Source organism: Leifsonia sp. NPDC058248, from assembly GCF_042881905.1.
GTDB lineage: Bacteria > Actinomycetota > Actinomycetes > Actinomycetales > Microbacteriaceae > Leifsonia.
In genome coordinates this window covers 308,914-327,077 of record NZ_JBHVXB010000001.1, presented here as the reverse complement: position 1 = coordinate 327,077, position 18,164 = coordinate 308,914, and the positions used below count along the sequence as shown (strand labels likewise).

Sequence of the window (18,164 nt, the reverse complement as noted above, 5' to 3'; positions counted from 1 at the left end):
ACGCGATGGACTTCGGCGCAGTACTCCAGACCAATCCGCCCGCCTCGCGCACGATCCACCTGGCCAGACTCGCCGAGCAGTACGGGTTCAGCCATGTGTGGACCTTCGACTCGCACCTGCTCTGGGAAGAGCCGTACGTGATCTACAGCCAGATCCTCGCCGAGACCCGGCGCATCACGGTCGGGCCGATGGTGACCAACCCGGCGACCCGCGACTGGACCGTGACCGCATCCGTGTTCGCCACCCTGAACGAGATGTACGGCAACCGCACGGTCGTCGGCATCGGGCGCGGCGATTCGGCGGTGCGCGTGATCAACGGCGCGCCGACGACGCTGGCCGAACTGCGCGAGGCGATCCACGTCATCCGCGAACTCGGCAACAGCCGGTCGGTCGACTACAAAGGGTCGACGCTGCAGTTCCCGTGGAGCACGGGATCCGAGCTGGAGCTCTGGGTCGCGGCCTACGGACCGCTCGCCCTGAAGCTGACCGGTGAGGTCGGCGACGGCTTCATCCTGCAGCTCGCCGATGTCGACATCGCCGAGTGGATGATCGGCACAGTCCGACAGGCCGCCGAGCGCGCCGGACGCGACCCGCAGTCGATCAAATTCTGTGTCGCGGCCCCGATGTACATCGGCGACGACTGGGAGCACATGCGCGAGCAGTGCCGCTGGTTCGGCGGGATGGTCGGAAACCATGTCGCGGACATCGTCGCCAAGTACGGAACCGGTGGGGCGGTGCCGAAAGCGCTGACGGACTACATCGCCGGACGCGACGGCTACGACTACAACGAGCACGGCCGGGCCGGCAACACCCACACCCAGTTCGTGCCCGACGAGATCGTCGACCGGTTCTGCGTGCTCGGCACCGCGGACGACCACATCGCGAAACTGAAACAACTCGCCGAGCTCGGCGTCGACCAGTTCGCCGGCTACCTGCAGCACGACAACAAGGAGGAGACCCTCCGCGTCTACGGCGAGACGGTCATCCCGGCGCTCACCGAGCACGTCAGAGCGAAAGGCTGAAGGCCGACCATGAACGCACCCCTCGATCCGACACCCCTCGACCCCGCAGACGGAGACCGCGCGCAGCAGCTCGACCGTGCCCACGTATTCCACTCCTGGTCGGCGCAGGGCCCGTTCACCGGGCTCGCGATCGCGGGCGGAAGCGGCACCACGGTCTGGGATTTCGACGGACGCCGCTACCTGGACTTCGCCAGCCAGCTCGTCAACGTGAACATCGGCCACCAGCATCCGGCCGTCGTCGCCGCGATCCGCGAGCAGGCCGAGATCCTGACCACCATCGCACCCGCCACGGTGAACCTGACCCGCGGCGAGGCGGCGAAACGCATCGTCTCGCACGCGCCCGACGGCTTCAACAAAGTGTTCTTCACCAACGGCGGCGCGGATGCGAACGAGAACGCCATCCGGATGGCCCGCCTCCACACCGGGCGCGACAAGGTGCTCTCGACGTATCGCTCCTACCACGGCAACACCGGTGCGGCCATCGTCGCGACCGGCGACTGGCGTCGCGTGCCGAACGAGTTCGCGCGTGGTCACGTCCACTTCTTCGGCCCATACCTCTACCGCAGCGAGTTCTGGGCCCAGACGCCCGAGCAGGAATCCGAGCGCGCGCTCACCCACCTGCGCCGGGTGATCGAGAGCGAAGGGCCGGCGTCGATCGCGGCCATCGTGCTCGAGACGGTCCCGGGCACTGCGGGCATCCTCGTGCCGCCGCCCGGTTACCTCGCCGGAGTGCGGGCGCTCGCCGACCAGCACGGCATCCTGGTCATCCTCGACGAGGTGATGGCCGGTTTCGGTCGCACCGGCCGGTGGTTCGCGTTCGACGGGTACGACATCCGTCCCGACCTCATCACCTTCGCCAAAGGGGTGAACTCGGGGTATGTCCCGGTCGGGGGTGTGGTGATCCCGGATGCGATCGCGAGCGACTTCGACGAGCGGGTCTTCCCCGGCGGGCTCACATACAGCGGGCATCCGCTCGCGATGGCCTCGATCGTCGCGGCGCTGGATGCGATGGAGAACGAGGGGATCGTCACCCACGCCGCGCAGATCGGGGCGGAGGCGATCGGGCCGGCCCTCGCCGACCTCGCGTCCGCACATCCGCTCGTCGGCGAGGTGCGCGGTGAAGGGGTGTTCTGGGCGATCGAGCTCGTCGCCGATCGCGAGACCCGCGAACCGGTGACCGCGGCGACGATGGGGCGCATCAAAGCCGGGCTGCTCGAACGCGGCGTGATCCCGTTCATCCAGGACAACCGCATCCATGTCGTGCCGCCGTGCGTCGTGACCGCCGACGAGGTCGGCCAGGCGATGGCCGCGTACGACGAAGTGCTCACTTCCATCGAAAGGGTCGAGCCATGACCGACATCATCAATCACTGGATCGGCGGCCGCGAAGACGCGGGCGTCTCCACCCGGACGCAACCGGTCTACGACCCGGCGCTCGGCACCTCGACGAAGGAGGTGCGGCTCGGCAGCGCGGCCGACGTCGACACGGCCGTCGCCTCCGCTCTCGCGGCGTTCGGCGAGTGGGGCGGCACGTCGTGGGCCAGGCGATCGAGCGTCATCTTCGCTTTTCGCGAGCTGCTGAACGCCCGCAAGGAGGAGCTCGCGCAGATCCTCACCTCCGAACACGGCAAAGTCCTGTCGGATGCGCTCGGTGAGATCGCGCGCGGGCTCGAAGTCGTCGATTTCGCGGCCGGGATCGCGCAACTGGCGAAGGGCGAGTACTCGGAGAACGTGTCGACCGGGGTCGACGTCTACTCGCTGCGCCAGCCGCTCGGGGTCGTCGGCGTCATCAGCCCGTTCAACTTTCCGGCGATGGTGCCGATGTGGTTCTTCCCGATCGCGATCGCGGCCGGCAACACGGTCGTGCTGAAGCCGAGCGAGAAGGACCCGTCGGCATCCATCTGGCTGGCGAAGCTGATGCAGGAGGCCGGGCTGCCCGACGGCGTGCTCAACGTCGTGCACGGCGACAAGGAGTCCGTGGACGCACTGCTCACCCACCCGGACGTGCAGTCGATCTCGTTCGTCGGCTCGACCCCGATCGCGCGTTACGTGTACGAGACCGCGACCCGGGCCGGCAAGCGCGTGCAGGCGCTCGGCGGGGCGAAGAACCACATGCTGGTGCTTCCGGATGCCGACCTCGACCTGGTCGCGGACTCGGCCGTGAACGCGGGGTTCGGTTCGGCCGGCGAGCGGTGCATGGCCATCAGCGTGGTGCTGGCGGTCGACACGATCGCGGACGAACTGGTCTCGAAGATCACGACGCGGATGGCCGGGCTGACCACCGGAGACGGGCGCCGCTCCTGCGACATGGGGCCCCTGATCACCGAGGCGCACCGCGACAAGGTGGCGGGCTACATCGACATCGCCGCAGCGGACGGGGCCACGGTCGTCGTCGACGGGCGCGATGTCGTGCCCGATGGGGCGGCCGAAGGTTTCTGGCTCGGCCCGACCCTCATCGACAACGTATCGACGGGCTCGCGGGTCTACATCGACGAGATCTTCGGGCCGGTGCTCTCGGTCGTGCGGGTTTCGGGCTACGACGAGGGTCTCGGCATCATCAACGCCAGCCGCTACGGCAATGGCACCGCGATCTTCACGAACGACGGCGGCGCCGCACGCCGGTTCCAGCGCGAGGTGCAGGTCGGGATGATCGGGATCAACGTGCCCATCCCGGTGCCGGTCGCCTACCACTCGTTCGGCGGTTGGAAGGACTCCCTCTTCGGCGACGCCAAGGCGTACGGCCCGCACGGCGTCGACTTCTTCACCCGCGAGAAGGCAGTCACCTCACGCTGGCTCGACCCGAGCCACGGCGGCATCAACCTGGGGTTCCCCCGTCACACGTAGGGTGCGGGGGCGCGCTTCGCGACTAGCTGAAGATGTACTCGTTCAGGATCTGACGCCCCCAGAGCTGGTTCTTCTCAAGCGCGGTGAGTCGCGCTTCGTCGGCAGCCTTGTCCCATTCGCTGCGTATCGTGTCGACGACGTGATCGATGATCTCGTCGGCGTCATTCGATGTCAGCTGGAAATCGGGTGCGGCTGCTCGTGCGTTGGCGAGGAGAGACTCGCGCTGGTCGGGCCGGCTGATCCCGATCGCCTGGTTCGTCTCGGGCGTTGACCGTGGCTGGGGCGCGATGTCGTAGGCGGGCGTGAGCGTGAGGTCGGTTCCGTCCCAGAACGCGGCATGGTTCCGCAGGTGGTCGTCGGTGTTACCGACGGCGATGTTGACGACGATGCGGGTGAAGAGTTCCCGCTGTGTCTGCTCGTGGTCGGTGAAACGCTTCCGAATCTCTTCCGCGAGTTCGGAGTAGGTGGCCCGATGGGCGAGAATCTCGGGCCGTTCCAGGATCGTGAGTGCGCTGATCATGAGACGGCGACCGCCTGCAGGGGTGCGGTCGAACCGTTCGACGAGAAGGACATCCTTTCCCGCAGCGGTGGCCACTCTGCTCTGGGCGGCATTGACGCCGGCTCGACGAGCCAGGTCCATCGCCACCGCTTCTGCCTTCACCATCGGGAAGACATCGTTGGTGGACGAGAACTTGGCGATCAGCTGTCGGCCATTGTCATCAATGAGAGCCTTGGGGCGGGCCCCGCCGATAGAAGTGCCACGGAGGAGCGCCTGCTCGAGGGCGTGGGAGAGGGGGATACCCTGCTGGATCCTTTCAGCGGCTTCGGCGAGTTCGTCGAGTGTCGCGGCATGATCGGCGAGGCGGGGCTCGTACGTCGTCGCTGACGTCTGGAAGTCGAGTGCGCCGATGCGATCAGAGCCGGACTCGAGGAAGTACGTGATCCGGTTGAGGTCGTCGACATTACTGTCACGATCGAGGTGGCCGAGGTGCTTGGCGAGCACGACTCGTCGGCCCCAGGAGTCCGGCCCGGCGTCAGAGAGGGCGCCGGCGATGTCGAATCCCGTCGGCGGATCTTGCCTCCCAGTGACGAGCGGGAGCTCGGGAAGGTAGAGCGGGATTCGGCCGGGGTGCGTCGAATAGTTCCGCCCGTAGGTGAAGGCGTAGACGCCTCGGTCGGTGAGGTCGAGGCGGCCGGCGACGACAGGTTCGGTAGCTTCTGGGAGCCAGACCCACACGTATGCGGTGGTGGGCTGGGTTGTCTCAGAAATCGTCATCGACGGTCTCCTGGCGTGGTCGGACGCGCTGGCCGAGAAGGGCGAGGCGATTCCGTGCGAGCGAGCGGAGGTCGGCCCGGGCGTCGTCGTCGTCCGTGTAGAGCGGTATGCGGAGGAGGACGGCGACCTCGAAGACGGAGCCGATGGACACTGTCGGTGCACCGCGTTCGATGTCCCTGAGGGTTTTCGGGCTGATCCCGGCGCGACTGGCGAGCTCATTGGCTGTCCATCGGCTCTCACGCCGGGCTGCCGCGATCTGTGATCCGAGGATATCGAGCACATCCCTGGTCGCGCGGGAGAACGTGTGTGGTCGTCGTGCCATCGTCTCTCCTGTCGGTGTATTGCCTCTTATCGCGTTGATCGGCAGTATACCGCCATTGTCACGCCGAACGACTACGGAGCGGCGACGGGTGACGGTCCCGTCTGCGAGCGGTCGAGCGCGCGATCGAGCGCCTCACGGAAGCTCGGCAGCGCGGCAGCGTTTCCCCAGCCCGAGACGTGGTCGGTGTCGACGAACAGCACGTGCCCTTGAGCGTCGTATTGGCTGCAGGTGTCCTGAGAAGGAGGGCAAAGAGCGTCGAAGGCGTTCCAGACCACCACCGAGGGGATGGCTCCCACGAGTGCGTCGATGTTCTTGTTCGCAGGCTCCGACCGCTTCAATTCACTCGAACGTGACATCGTGGCCGGCAACGCGCATCCGGTGTTGGCGCTGAACCACCAGTCCGCACACAAGTACGGGGAACGTGCGAACAACGGCTCCGGGCTGTTGACCATGACGCTCACTCCCCGAGCGCTCAATCGCTGGGCGATGGGCTGGAATTGAGCAAGGGCCTTCGTCCGCGCGGCGACATTGGCCACGCTCTCACTGGTGTATTCGGGCTCCAACTCGCCGGAGTCGGCGATGCGAGGGGCGCGCAGCCCGATGAACAACGCCACGTCGCCGCGCTGTGCGGAGTCGATCGCCTTCCACGTCGCGCGGCAGCTCCCGTCCGTCGGAACGGGCGCGAGCAGGGTGAAACCGCACCCCGAATGGCTTGCGACCGTGAGCGCGAGCCCGTTCTCTTTCGCGGCTCGCGTCACCATCGCCGTGTAGGCGCTCGCATGCGAGTCGCCGATGTCGATCAGTCGTGCCGCACCGGCAACGCCGGCCGCCGTCTGCGTGGGCTCGTCGGGCATCCGGTCATTCGCCCAACCGGATTGCTTCGTCACCGAAAGCGATACCGGCGACGCCCGCGAGAAGCCGTCATGTTGCCATCCGATGACGAACACGAGGGAAAGCGTCATCAGAATTGCGCCCCCGCCGAGCAACCACTGCGTCCGCCTCAGCGGCGCGTGTGGCAGACGGCTGCGGAGCACGGGACGTTCGACGCAGTAGTACGACAGCGCTGCAAGGGCGACGGCCGCAATGATCGCAAGCAGGATGTCGACCGGCCCGCGGGACCCGAACACCCACAGCCAGATGACGATGACCGGCCAGTGCCACAGGTACAGCGAATAGGAGACCCGTCCGAGCCACGTCATCGGCGGGGTGCGCAGCCATCGCCCCGAGGCGGCCCATCCCGCACGCTCGGCGGGCGCGAGCCAGATCAGAAGCACGGTGCCGGCGACCGGAAGCAGTGCCGACGGGAAAGGACTGTCGGCACCTCCGACTCCCACCATCGACGCCACAAGCATCGCCATCCCGAGCCAGCCGAGAAGTACGCGCGGAACGGGGCGGCGAATGCGCGTGTCTGCCCACCTCGCAGCCTGAAAGGCGAGCGCGCCCGCCGCAAGCTCCCAGAAGCGAGTCGGCAGAAGGTAGAACGACCCGCCCGGATCCGTTCGCCAGAGCCAGGCTGCGAGCGCGAGTGAAGCAATCGCGAGCACCATGATCGGCAGTCGTGCGCGACGATGCGTGACCAGGGAGCCGGCGCTGAGCAGCAGCCAGAGCAGCAAGGGGAAGATCAGATAGAACTGTTCCTCGACACCAAGCGACCACGTGTGCAGAAACGGATTGAAGCGCGTGGTCGACCCGAAATAGTCTCCCTGCTCACTCCCGAGCAGTACCAGGTTCGACACCCCGACCGACGCGCCGATGCCCGTCCAGAGAATCGGCGCAGATGTATACCCCCGGGGCTCGAAGAGCGCGAACATGCTGCCGACGACGGCGATCATGACGAGGAGTGCCGGCGCGATTCTCCAGACGCGCCGAGCGTAGAACCCGAGCAACCAGCTCCGCAGACCGCCTCGGTGGTGCGCGTGCGCCGTCGTGAGCGATCGGCTGATGACGTACCCGCTCACCACGAAGAACACATCCACCCCGAGGAAACCGTTCTGCACCCCGGGAATCCCGAAGTGGTACAACACGACCGCGGCGACGGCGATCGCCCGGAGCCCGTCGATGTGAGACAGGCGCTGGGACCCGACCTCTGGTGAAGCGATCGAGTGGCTCCTGATCGCCGGGAGCTCCCGCCCTTGCCGGGTCCGGCGTGGCGAAGTGGGCGCCCCGACAGGGTGCGGCCGAGTCGCGGGCATCCGGTCGTTCACTGAGCATTCCTCACGTGGAGACCGTAGCCGCTGGCGACCAGCCCGGTCTACCCCCCAAAGTGGGCAGACTCCGCTCCCGCACCGAGTGGGAATGGAGCCCGGTCAGAGACGAGTCGCGCGCCGGAGGAGGTAACGCTTCTCAGGCGAACTGAGCGTGGCGCGAGCGGCAGCTCGGTAGGCGTCGCGCGCTGCGGCTTCGTCGCCGGCCATCTCGAGCAGGTGCGCCCGAACAGTCGTCAGCCGGTAGTGGCCGCCGATAGCGGGGTCGGCCTGCAACTGATCGAGCAGGCGAAGGGCGGACGGCGCCCCCTCGACCATCCCCACCGCGATCGCTCGATTCAGTTTCACCATCGGGTTCGACACCATGTGGTCGAGGAGGCTGTACAGGTGCAGGATCTCCTCCCAGTCCGTGGTCTCCGTCGAGGCTGATTCGTCGTGGATGGCCGCGATCGCCGCCTGGATCAGGTATGGCCCCACGGTCGACGTCTTGAGTGCCGCCACCAGCAACTGCGTGCCCTCGGCGATCGCGGCTTGGTTCCAGACGGCGCGGTCCTGCTCCTCGAGCGGAACGAGGTCCCCGGCGGGTGTCGTCCTCGCCGGTCGGCGCGCGTCGGTCAGGAGCATCAGGCTGAGGAGGCCGACGGTCTCGCCGTCATCGGGCACGATGCGCACCAGCTGTCTGGCGAGCCGGATCGCCTCGGTCGACAGGTCCACTCGAGTCAGCTCGTCGCCGGCCGTCGCCGCATACCCCTCGTTGAACATCAGGTAGAGCACGCGCCTGACGGCGTCGAGCCGCTCGTGCCGTTGGGCCGGGGCGACCTGGCCGAACTCCGCCCCCGCCGCCTTGATCGTCTGCTTCGCCCGGCTGATGCGTTGCGCCATGGTGGCCTCCGGCACGAGATACGCCCGGGCGACCTCGGCGGTGGTGAGGCCTCCGAGAGCTCGAAGCGTCAAAGCGATCTGCGACGAGACGGACAGCGACTCGTGACAGCACAGGAACAGCAGGTCGAGCGTGTCGTCGTCGTCGTCGGCGTCGCTCGGTTCGTCGACCCATTCGGTCGGGTCGATGACGGCGACGGCGTAGTCCCGTTCCCGGCCGCGACGCGCGACCTCGCTGCGGATGATGTCGACCAGACGATTGGAGGCCACGGTGTAGAGCCACGCAGAGGGGTTGTCGGGAACGCCCTGCTCCGCCCACAGGGTCGTGGCTTTGACCAGTGCATCCTGGACCGCGTCTTCAGCGATGTCGAACTGTCGGTAGCGGTGCACGAGACGACCGAGGACCTGCGGCGCGAATTCCCGCAGCAGGCCCTCGATGGATGTCATTTCGTTCAGAAATCCGCCGCCTTCTCGAACGCGACCGGACGCACTTCGATCGCCAGGCCGTCGATCTTCGCGTCGGGGATGAGCGTGGCCAGCTCGAGCGCGCGTTCCTTCGAGTCGACGTCGACGAGGTAGAAGCCGCCGAGAAACTCCTTCGCTTCGAGGAACGGCCCATCGTGCACCTGCGGCACGCCGCCTGCGCTGCGGACCACGGTGCTCACCGAAGGGTCGCCCAGCGCCTGGGTCAGGATGAACTCACCCGACGCCGTGATCGCGTCCATGAACTCACCATGGCCGGCTCCGATCGCGTCCATCTGCTCGGCGCTGAGCGCATCCAGCACCTCGCGGTCGACCTGCATCATCAGGAGGTATTTCATGATTCTTCTCTTCCCTGTCTCGTGACCAATCGTGCCTGACTGGCGCGATCAATGGGTAGACGTAGCCGAGCCCCGTGTCTCGACACGGACCGTCGCCAGGTCGCCCAGCTTGTTCTCAGCGTGCTGCGTATTCTGAAATCGGGCGATGAATGCCGCCTCGGCGCCGCCCCAGTCAGGAGACCGAATATGCCGTCCACCGCCACTTCGACACTGCTCTCTGCAGGACCCGCCCTCTTCGCCCCTGATATCTCCGTCGACGGCACTGCGGTGCTATTCGTCGCCGATGTCTCTCGCGCCACCATCTTCGCGTTCGAGCTTCCGGAGGAAGAGCCGGCGGGCGAGGCGGCCGAGGTGCGCGTCGACCAGCTCGGAGCGAAGGTCGCTTCACTGCTCGGGGTCGAGCGCGATGATGCGGTCATTCGGGGCATGGCCGTGCATCCGACCTCGCATGCGGTTTACCTGTCGATCGCTCGCGGTCGCGGACCGGAGGCGGGCCCGGTGGTCGTGCGCGCGGGCACGGACGGTGAGCTGAGCATCGTCGAACTCGACGACCTGCCGGTCACCTCCTTCGAGCTCGACGATGCCCCTGCAGCCGACGATGAGCGCATGGACCACTGGCTCGACGGCAATGAGTCGACGTCGCAGCCGAGGGAGATCCACGGTGTGACGCTGAACATCGCGATGGTTCCGGTGCAGCGTTCGACGATCACCGGCCTCGCATGGGTCGACGGCTCGCTGTTCGTCGCGGGCCTCAGCAACGAGGAGTTCAGCTCCCGTCTGCGCCAGGTCGCGTACCCCTTCGACGGCTCGGCGACCGGGACGTCGGTCGAGATCTTCCACGTCGATCACGGCAAATACGAGACGCAGTCGCCGATTCGCGCCCTCACCTCGTTCGACGGTGGTTCGAGCATCCTCGCCACCTATACGTGCACCCCGGTGGTGCAGTTCTCGCTCGACCAGTTGCGCGGGGAGGGTCTGGTGCGCGGGCGTACGGTCGCCGAGCTCGGCCCCATGAACCAGCCGTTCAGCCTGGTCTCGTACGACCGCGACGGGGAGGAGTTCCTGCTCGTCTCCAACACCCGGCATCCCCTGCTGAAGATCCCGGCCGCGGCGGTCGCCGGACAGGATCCGCTGTCGGTGCCCGCGTCTGAGCCCGATTCGTCTCTCGGGATTCCGCGCGAGAGCCTCCCGCACGCCGGTGTCACGTGGATGGCGAACCTCGACCGGGGAAGCATCGTGGTCGTTCAACACGACGGGGACGACACCCGCCTTCGCACCTTCCGCGCGGACGAGCTCTGACGGGCATTCAGGCGGAATGGCGCGACGGGACCGCTCTCGTGCGCGGTCCCGGGCTTCCGGATGCGCTCGCGCTCGTTCCCGTCGGCGCGCTCGGTCTCGGGGCGAACCTTGTCACAACGGCCGGAACCTGGGAACGATCCGGAGACGTGGCGCGATTCACGCCTCGATTCGCCGCCGTGCCGGGAACCGGGTACGCGGTCGTCGGGCGACGGGACGAGCAGGAGGGATGGCGCGAACTGACGAGAGTGAGCGTCCCTGAAGCCGAGCTGGCCCCGCGCACCGTCGTCGAGACGATCGACCCGGGAACCGAATGGGTGCCGGCGAATCTGCTGCGCTTTTCGGTGACGTTCTCGTCCGTCATGGAAGAAGGGTCGGCCACGGGCCACGTTCAGCTGCTCGACGAGGCCGGCGCCGTCATGCCCGGAACACTCTTGGAGACCCCGGAGCTCTGGGATCGGCGCCGGCGCCGGCTCACCGTCCTGGTGGAGCCCGGCCGGATCAAGCGAGGCCTTCAGCCTCACGTGCAGGCGGGAGCCCCGCTTCGCGAGGGCAGCACGATCACCCTCGTCGTCGATCCCGGCCTTCGCGACGCCGAGGGAGCTCCCCTGCTCGCCGGCGGGCGTCGCACCTATCGCGTCGGGGCACCGGTGCGATCACGCGTCGATCCGACCCGGTGGGACGTGCAGTGGCCGGAAGAACAGCTGGACCCGCTGGTCGTTCGTTTCGACCGGCCGCTCGACCGTGCCCTCGTGCAGCGTTGCCTTCGCGTGGTCGACCGGCGCGGGCATCCGGTGCCCGGCCACGCCTCACTCGATCCGGATGCCCGGGTGTGGGTTTTCATGCCCACCGCGCGTAGCGGCGACTGGAGGCTCCGCATCGATGCCCGTTTGGAGGATCTCGCCGGCAACTCGGTGCGGCGCGTGTTCGACCGGGATCTGCGGCGCTCGGCGGATGACGGCATCGACGCCGCGGAGATCTTCCTGACGGCAGCGGCGATCAAGGACCCCTCCGGAAGCGGCTGAACTCGGGCGGTCAGGGCCGGCGACGCCGCCCGACGCACCCGGTTCGCGTCATTCTCGACTCATCCCTTCGGATGAATTCGGCATGCGCAGGCACTGCCAGGTGGGTACCGTCCCCTACCGTGACGATATGACGGAGTTGACGCGGCTGGGCCGCTCCTGGCTCGCCCCGGCGGTGGCGATCGGCTATTTCGTGCTCTGGGTAGCCGGAGAGTGGGCGCGTTCGGAGCTGGCTGCGAATACCGCGGTCTTCGCACTGTTCGCGCTCGCGATCGGGCTCGCGACCTGGATGCCTCTGCTCTCCCTGTCCATGATCGTCGCGGTGACGGCGTTGCAGAGCGCGGGGCTTGCGGCAGCACCCAGCAACACCACGTGGGCGGCCTACCTGGCGGCCGCGATCGTCGCGTTCTTCGCCGGGTTCCGGGGCACAAAGGTCACCCGCTATCTCGCACTACCGGCCGGGGCGGCCGCCTCGATACTGATGGCGCTGGCGTTGATCGCACCGCTGTCACCGAACCCGCTCGATCAGGGTCCGGGAGCATCGCTGCGCAGTGTCGCGATTCTGGTCGCCCTCGCGGCATTCGGCATCTTCACGGCCGCGTGGGCTGTCGGAATGGCGCTGCGTGAGTTCGTCACCCGACGCGAGGTGGCGGTCGAGCTCCGCGAGTCGGAGATCCGGTATGAACAGACCGACCTGGAGTTGCGGCTCGCCCAGGATCGCGCACGGATCGCACGCGACGTTCACGACGCCCTCGCCCATTCTCTGGCGATCATCGTCTCGCAGGCGCAGGGCGCTGTCGCCCTCGCGCCGGTTCGTCCCGGCGTTCTGACCGAGTCCGTTGAGGCGATCGCGGAGGTTGGACGAGAAGCTCTGCTCGACGTCCGCGGGCTGGTCGAGCGCATCCAGAACGACGACGAGGCGGTCGAGCCGCGCGCAACGATCGCCGACCTTGCGGGGCTCGTCAGCCACATGCGCACCGTCGGGATGGATGCCGTCCTCGACATCCAGGGATCGGGGCAGCTGACGCCATCCCACGAACTCGCTGTCTACCGGATCGTCCAGGAGAGCCTGACGAACGCACTCAAGTACGGTGGCGCCGGGGTAGCAGTGCGCGTGGCCCTGACCTGGGAAGAGAAGGACCTGCACGTGTCCGTGTCGTCGGTCCGTCGGGCTCTGTCCGATCCGTCTGCAGTTGCCCTGGGTGCTGGGGTCGGGATCCACGGAATGAAGGAGCGCGCCAGACTGGCGGGCGGATGGCTCACGACCTCGCGGTCGGCAGAGAACGAATTCATCGTGTCCGCCTCGATTCCCGCCCAGGCGCGTGCGCTGACGACTTCGGGCACGGGGCACGAGGGATGAGCGCCGACCGCATCCGGGTCGCCATCGTCGACGACCAGCCGCTCTTCACGTCCGGCATGCTGATGCTCATCGAGGCCCAGACCGATCTCGTCTGCGTCGGGACCGCGGCGAACGGTGAGGAGGCCCTCACGCTGGTCGAGCGGGTTCGCCCCGATATCGTGCTGATGGATTTGCGGATGCCCGTTCTCAACGGCATCGAGGCCACCAGGCTCATCCTCGCCGGCCGCGGGTCGGCGGAGACTCCGCGGGTGATCGTGCTGACCACGATCCAGCGGGACGAAGCCGTCTATACCGCCCTGCGGGCCGGTGCTTCCGCCTTCCTCACCAAAGACGCCACTCCTGCGGACGTGCTCGCCACCGTTCGAGCCACCCACGGCGGGCAGCCGACCGTGAGCGATGTCGCGGCGATCGGGCTTGTCCGTGAGTTCGGCTCAGCCGAGTTCGCTCGATCGCAGGACGTGCTTCATGACCGGCTGAGTCCTCGAGAGCACGAAGTCATGCTGGCTGTCGCCGACGGCCAGACCAATTCGCAGATCGCGGCCGGAGCACACCTGAGCGAGGCCACGGTCAAGTCGCACGTGCGTTCCGTGCTCAACAAACTCAACCTCCGGAGCCGGGTGCACAACGTCATCTACGTGTACGAGAACGGCCTCATCACCGCCCGCGCAGAGTCAGCTAGGAGACCCCAGTGACGACAACCGATCCGAGCCACCCCGACCCGGAGGGCCGGCGGATGAGCCGAGAGGGAATAGCCAAAGTGATCACAGCCGGCGTTGCCGTGCTCGCTGTCGCCGGAGTAGCGCTCGCCGGCCTCCCGGCGTGGGCGACCGGGCCGACGCCGAACCTCCCCCGAAAGAACGTGGATGCGTGGGTGATGCCGCTCGACCGCTACATCGGCGTAAGCACGGTGATGTCGGACTACGTCGAGAACCGCTTGACGATTCCTTGCATGGCCGCGGCCGGCTACACCTGGGACGTTCCCAAGCGCGACATCGAAGCAGCGGCCAATCGAGCCGGCGACGTTACAGTGTCACGGCCGTTGACCGCGGCGATCGCCCAGCAGCGCGGATACCACCCTGCGCCGACGAACGATCCGGGTCAGCTGGCAACCCAGGAGCTGAACGCAAGCTCGATCAGCGATGCGGAAGACCACGCACTCACTGTTTGCACGCAGAAGGTCCGTAGGGGGATTCCGCTGCCCTCCTGGTGGCAGGCGAGCCAGGAAGCAGTGGCGCTCAGCAACTCCGCTTACGAAGCTGCGCAAAACGACGGAACTGTCGTCGCGGCCACTCATAAGTGGCAAGAGTGCATGGGCACGTTCTCGCACATGCCCCTGGCCGACTCGCCTGCCCGGATGCCGTCACCGCCCGTCGCGGACCACTTCGCGACGAACCTCGACGGCTCGACCGTCAGCCAGGACGAACGCGACCTCGCATTGAAGGACGTCGCTTGTCAGGCTTCATCCGGCTACCGCGACGCACTCTACGAGGCTGAATGGAAACGTCAAGCGTCCGTGCCGAAACACGACGCGGACCTTTTCAAACAGGTCGGCGGTGCGAACGAGAAGTACCGTGCGACCGTTCTCGCGGCTCTCGCGAAGGTCAGACTCGCCGGCGGTTGATCGCGCGTGCCCATCCACGCCCACCACTTCGAAAGGCATGCACATGGCCACGATCGACCCAGCGGCCCTGGAGCTACCGCCTACTCAGCCGATCGACATCACGGCATTCCTCGAGGAGCTCGGAGATCTTCCTGACGGCAGCGGCGGCCAAGGACCCTTCCGGAAGCGGCCTGCGATTCGCCCCACGGCCGGAGGATTCGGGCTAGCCTGACGCGCATGGTCCAGGCAGCCTCACTCGCACGCGCATGGATCGGGACGATCGTCTTCCTCGTACTCGCGCCCGGGGTCGTCGCCGGGCTCGTTCCGTGGCTCATCTCCGGCTGGCGGTGGTACGACTGGGGCGGGGCGGCCTGGGTCGTCGTTCCGATCGCCTGGATCGCGATCTCTGCGGGGGTGGCCTTCCTCCTGCACGCCTTTGCCTTGTTCGCCCTGCACCGCGGAACGCCCGCGCCGGTCGCACCGACCGAGACGCTCGTCGTTACGGGGGTCTACCGCTTCGTGCGCAACCCGATGTACCTCGCCGTACTCACGATCATCCTCGGTCAGGCGCTGCTCTTCGGCAGCTGGTGGCTCGTGCTCTACGCCGTGATCGTTCTGGTCGCGGTCGTCGCGTTCGTGAAGGGCTACGAGGAGCCGACCCTCACCGACACCTATGGCGAGCAGTACCTCGACTATCGGCGCAACGTCCCGGGCTGGTGGCCGCGGCTCACTCCGTGGCGGGCGTGACGGCGCGCACGCAGAGCCCTCGGCGCGGTCGCCCGGCGCAGGTCACTCTGAGCCTTCGGTCAGTCCTTCAAGCGGGTTCTCCCGCAGCTTGCGCGCCACCCCGCCGTCGACCAGGCGCCGTGCGGACGTGTCTGGTTTCCGGGCGGCCTGATCCGTCACGCAGAGCGTGAACTCGGCGGCCAGCTCTCGCCGCGGATACCGGTCGAGGACCTCACGCCGGAAGGCGAGCGGGAGCTCGTCCGGCCGCGCGCCGGCGATGTCGAGGGCGGTGGCGATCTCGAGCAGGTGCCCTTCGGTGTCGAACGCCGGATCGACCTCGGGCCAGTTGTGCCGCACGATCACGTCGTGGACGCGCACGCGGCGCTCGGCCGGCCAGCCGGCGCCCGCAGTGAGCGCGATCGCGACGTGCCCGCCCGCATCCTCATACGCGAGCGTGTGGTTGTCGAACTCGCGCACGATGCCGAGATCGTGGAGGAGCGCGGCGACGTAGAGCAACTCATGATCAGGCTCGAGGTCTCGGACCTGCGCGAACCCGACCGCCCACAGCCAGGACCGCTGCACGTGGTTCAGGAGCGAGGGCGTGTGATACGCCGTCGCGATCTCGAGCGCAGCGCGGGCGGCCGCGGTGTCCGGGGCAGTGATCTCGCTCATTCTCATGACTCCATCATCCCGGATACTCGGAAGCTGGGTCCCGACCAGGCCGCGTGCGGAGTGAGCGCGTGCTGCAGCGCGAGCGTCGCCGCGCCGCCTGCGGCCGCATCCAGACCCGGATCGGCCAGCTCGACGATGACGGGGTGGATGGTGCGCGTCCGCGCGTAGCGGGCCACCTGCTCCCGGATCTCGCGCACGTAGATCGCGCCGGCGTCGGCGAAGCCCGGGCCGGCCAGCACGAGCCGGTCGAGATCCAGCACGTTGACGATCGAGAGAACGGCGGCCGCCACATATCGGGCAGAGCGCTGGATCAATGCGCAACAGCGTGCCTCGCCTTGGGCTGCGGCCCGCGCGATCGCCTCGAAGTCGGCACGGAACCGGTGCGGGTCCCCTGAGAGCCCGAGCTGATCGGCGAGTTCGCCGTCCTCGAGTGCAGCGGCGACGACCGCTCGCGGAGCGGCCAGTATCTCGAGGCATCCCCGTGCCCCGCACCAGCACTCCGGGCCATCGATGTCGACGACCAGGTGCCCGATCTCCCCGACGTTCGACGATGCACCGCGGGCGATGCTTCCGCCGACCATCAGGCCGAGTCCGAAACCGTTCGACATGTAGAGCGTCGCGAAGTCCTGGGTCGCCGGAATCCGGCCCGCCCAGTACTGGCCGAGGGCAGCGCAGGCGGCATCGTTGTCCCTGACGACGGGGAGCCCGATGCGCGGCTCGAGTGCTTTGTTGAGCGCGAAGGACTCCCACTCGGTGGCGGTCAGCGACAAGCGTTCGGCGCCGGCGCCCAGGTCGAGGCCGGCACCGGCTACGCCGACTCCGACGACGGACTCCAGGGTGATCTCGAGCTGCACGAGCAGCTGGCCGAGCTCGCGGGAAATGCGAACGACGTCGTCGCTCGGGCCCGCCTGTTCGATTCCGGGCGAGACGAGCCGGCCGATGACGCTGCCCGCGAGATCCGTGACGACGTAGGTCAGCCTGCCCGCGTCGAGAGAGACCCCCACCGCGAAGCGCCCGGTCGTGTTGAGTTCGAGCAGGCTGCTGCGCTTGCCGCCCGTGGACTCGCTGAACCCGGTCTCGACGACGAGTCCGTCTTCGAGCAGCGACTTGACGATCCGGGTGATCGAGGTGGGGGTCAGGCCGGATCTCTCCGCCAGTTCGGTTCGAGTGACCGTGCCGCCGGAGCGGACCATGTCGAGCACGACGCTCCGGGTGTTGGCTGACGACGGCCCCAGCCGCCGTTGCGCGGTCATGTCGTCTCCCGGATGACGACCACAGGTGCGGGCGCGGCCACCGAGCCGAACGGCTCGCCGTGGATCGCGGCGATGGCAGCCAGCCCGAGCTCGGTCCCGATCTCGCGTCCGCGACGGTCGATCGCGGTGATCGGACGGCTCGCGCTCTGGCAGACCAGTGAGTCGCTCCAACAGATCAGGGCGACGGCTTCCGGCACCCGGACACCGCGCTCCTCGAGCGCCCCGAGTATTAGGTCCGCGTCGTGATCGCTGTCCAGAACGAGGGTCAGCGGCGCGTCCTCCGACGCGCTGACGCCGATCCGCACGGACTCTCCCACAACGTCGTCGGTCTGCACGACCTCGATCGCCCGGTCGCCCGCAACGGCGTCGCCACCGAACGGTTCCGGATGCTGCTGCCCGGTCACGTAGACGCAGCGACTCGAATGGTGCGTGTCGAGGAACGCCGTCAAGGCGGTCGAGGCGGCCGTCGCATCCACCGTCACCGCTGGGTAGTCGACCTCGATGGAGGCCGGTGCGAGAGCCACGAAAGGCATCTCGATCTGACGGAGGAGGCGGATGCGGGCATCCTGCTCCCCGACGCCGAGCAGAACGACACCGGCGATACCCCCCGCCCTCGCCCAGAGACGATACGTCCCCAGCTCCGCCTCTTCGTCCGTGACGGATCGGGTGACGAACCGCATGCCGGCGGCCAGCAGCGGGCTGGCGATGGCCCGCACGACGGCGTCGGCGACCGGGTCGTCGTCGCGCCCGTGCCGGATCACGAGACCGATCGATGCACTCGGATCTGTCATCGGCCGGCCTCCTCCCGTTCACCCGTTGTGCGAACCCCAGTAGTGCAGTCTGCCTGATCGACGTACCGCCCCACGAG

The 18,164-nt window shown here is 67.7% G+C and carries 17 protein-coding genes; 9 read left to right on the top strand and 8 right to left on the bottom strand.

The genetic code is table 11. From position 1 onward, the window contains the following. Positions 1-5 precede the first annotated feature (5 nt). Genes ACFVV5_RS01765 through ACFVV5_RS01755 form a run of 3 tightly spaced genes read left to right on the top strand, consistent with a single transcriptional unit; the run spans position 6 to position 3,865 of the window. The gene (locus ACFVV5_RS01765; RefSeq protein WP_387238018.1) at positions 6-1,022 is read left to right on the top strand and encodes a TIGR03842 family LLM class F420-dependent oxidoreductase; all 1,017 of its coding nucleotides are present in this window, start codon (positions 6-8) and stop codon (positions 1,020-1,022) included. 9 nt (positions 1,023-1,031) lie between these two features. Next, complete coding sequence (locus tag ACFVV5_RS01760) at positions 1,032-2,375, top strand: aspartate aminotransferase family protein (RefSeq protein WP_387238015.1); 1,344 nt, start codon at positions 1,032-1,034, stop codon at positions 2,373-2,375. Next, the gene (locus tag ACFVV5_RS01755; RefSeq protein WP_387238012.1) at positions 2,372-3,865 is read left to right on the top strand and encodes a CoA-acylating methylmalonate-semialdehyde dehydrogenase; all 1,494 of its coding nucleotides are present in this window, start codon (positions 2,372-2,374) and stop codon (positions 3,863-3,865) included. The genes ACFVV5_RS01760 and ACFVV5_RS01755 overlap by 4 nt, the downstream gene beginning before the upstream one ends. Positions 3,866-3,887: 22 nt before the next feature. On the opposite strand, the gene ACFVV5_RS01750 is transcribed toward ACFVV5_RS01755, so the two are convergent. The 5 genes from ACFVV5_RS01750 to ACFVV5_RS01730 form a co-directional block, all read right to left on the bottom strand. After that, positions 3,888-5,141: a type II toxin-antitoxin system HipA family toxin gene (locus tag ACFVV5_RS01750; protein WP_387238009.1), complete on the bottom strand. Its 1,254-nt coding sequence runs from the start codon at positions 5,139-5,141 to the stop codon at positions 3,888-3,890. Further along, the gene (locus tag ACFVV5_RS01745) at positions 5,128-5,463 is read right to left on the bottom strand and encodes a helix-turn-helix domain-containing protein (RefSeq protein WP_387238006.1); all 336 of its coding nucleotides are present in this window, start codon (positions 5,461-5,463) and stop codon (positions 5,128-5,130) included. Before ACFVV5_RS01745 ends, ACFVV5_RS01750 begins: the two co-directional genes overlap by 14 nt. Before the next feature lie 71 nt (positions 5,464-5,534). After that, positions 5,535-7,655, bottom strand: a complete 2,121-nt coding sequence (locus ACFVV5_RS01740) for an acyltransferase family protein (protein WP_387238003.1) — start codon at positions 7,653-7,655, stop codon at positions 5,535-5,537. A 114-nt stretch (positions 7,656-7,769) separates the two neighbouring features. Beyond that, positions 7,770-8,993 (bottom strand): RNA polymerase sigma factor, encoded by a 1,224-nt coding sequence (locus ACFVV5_RS01735; RefSeq protein WP_387238000.1) that lies wholly within the window; start codon positions 8,991-8,993, stop codon positions 7,770-7,772. A 5-nt stretch (positions 8,994-8,998) separates the two neighbouring features. Further along, positions 8,999-9,367, bottom strand: coding sequence for a YciI family protein (locus ACFVV5_RS01730; RefSeq protein WP_387237997.1), 369 nt, complete (start codon positions 9,365-9,367; stop codon positions 8,999-9,001). Between the two features lie 186 nt (positions 9,368-9,553). Between ACFVV5_RS01730 and ACFVV5_RS01725 the strand changes: the two genes are divergently transcribed. The 6 genes from ACFVV5_RS01725 to ACFVV5_RS01700 all read left to right on the top strand — a co-directional run bounded on the left by ACFVV5_RS01725 (position 9,554) and on the right by ACFVV5_RS01700 (position 15,392). Next, entirely contained in the window at positions 9,554-10,666 is a 1,113-nt protein-coding gene (locus ACFVV5_RS01725; RefSeq protein WP_387237994.1) for a hypothetical protein, read from the top strand. Positions 10,667-10,704: 38 nt separating this feature from the next. Further along, on the top strand, positions 10,705-11,688 hold the full coding sequence (locus ACFVV5_RS01720) for a hypothetical protein (RefSeq protein ID WP_387237991.1): 984 nt from the start codon (positions 10,705-10,707) through the stop codon (positions 11,686-11,688). A gap of 127 nt (positions 11,689-11,815) precedes the next feature. Next, the gene (locus tag ACFVV5_RS01715; protein WP_387237988.1) at positions 11,816-13,045 is read left to right on the top strand and encodes a sensor histidine kinase; all 1,230 of its coding nucleotides are present in this window, start codon (positions 11,816-11,818) and stop codon (positions 13,043-13,045) included. Continuing rightward, positions 13,042-13,737 carry a response regulator gene (locus ACFVV5_RS01710; RefSeq protein WP_387237985.1) on the top strand — a complete coding sequence of 232 codons (696 nt, stop codon included), beginning with the start codon at positions 13,042-13,044 and terminating at the stop codon, positions 13,735-13,737. Before ACFVV5_RS01715 ends, ACFVV5_RS01710 begins: the two co-directional genes overlap by 4 nt. A 179-nt stretch (positions 13,738-13,916) precedes the next feature. Next, a complete protein-coding gene (locus ACFVV5_RS01705) occupies positions 13,917-14,666 on the top strand; it encodes a hypothetical protein (RefSeq protein WP_387237982.1) in 750 nt (249 codons plus the stop codon). A gap of 216 nt (positions 14,667-14,882) precedes the next feature. Further along, the gene (locus tag ACFVV5_RS01700; RefSeq protein WP_387237979.1) at positions 14,883-15,392 is read left to right on the top strand and encodes a methyltransferase family protein; all 510 of its coding nucleotides are present in this window, start codon (positions 14,883-14,885) and stop codon (positions 15,390-15,392) included. A 42-nt stretch (positions 15,393-15,434) separates the two neighbouring features. Here ACFVV5_RS01700 and ACFVV5_RS01695 read toward each other — a convergent pair whose 3' ends face one another. From ACFVV5_RS01695 to ACFVV5_RS01685, 3 genes are read right to left on the bottom strand one after another with little or no spacing between them, the layout of a single operon-like run. Continuing rightward, positions 15,435-16,049 (bottom strand): HD domain-containing protein, encoded by a 615-nt coding sequence (locus ACFVV5_RS01695; RefSeq protein WP_387237976.1) that lies wholly within the window; start codon positions 16,047-16,049, stop codon positions 15,435-15,437. Next, positions 16,046-17,296 (bottom strand): ROK family protein, encoded by a 1,251-nt coding sequence (locus ACFVV5_RS01690; RefSeq protein ID WP_387237973.1) that lies wholly within the window; start codon positions 17,294-17,296, stop codon positions 16,046-16,048. The genes ACFVV5_RS01695 and ACFVV5_RS01690 overlap by 4 nt, the downstream gene beginning before the upstream one ends. Then, positions 17,293-18,087: a substrate-binding domain-containing protein gene (locus tag ACFVV5_RS01685; RefSeq protein ID WP_387237970.1), complete on the bottom strand. Its 795-nt coding sequence runs from the start codon at positions 18,085-18,087 to the stop codon at positions 17,293-17,295. The genes ACFVV5_RS01690 and ACFVV5_RS01685 overlap by 4 nt, the downstream gene beginning before the upstream one ends. Between the last annotated feature and the right edge of the window lie 77 nt (positions 18,088-18,164).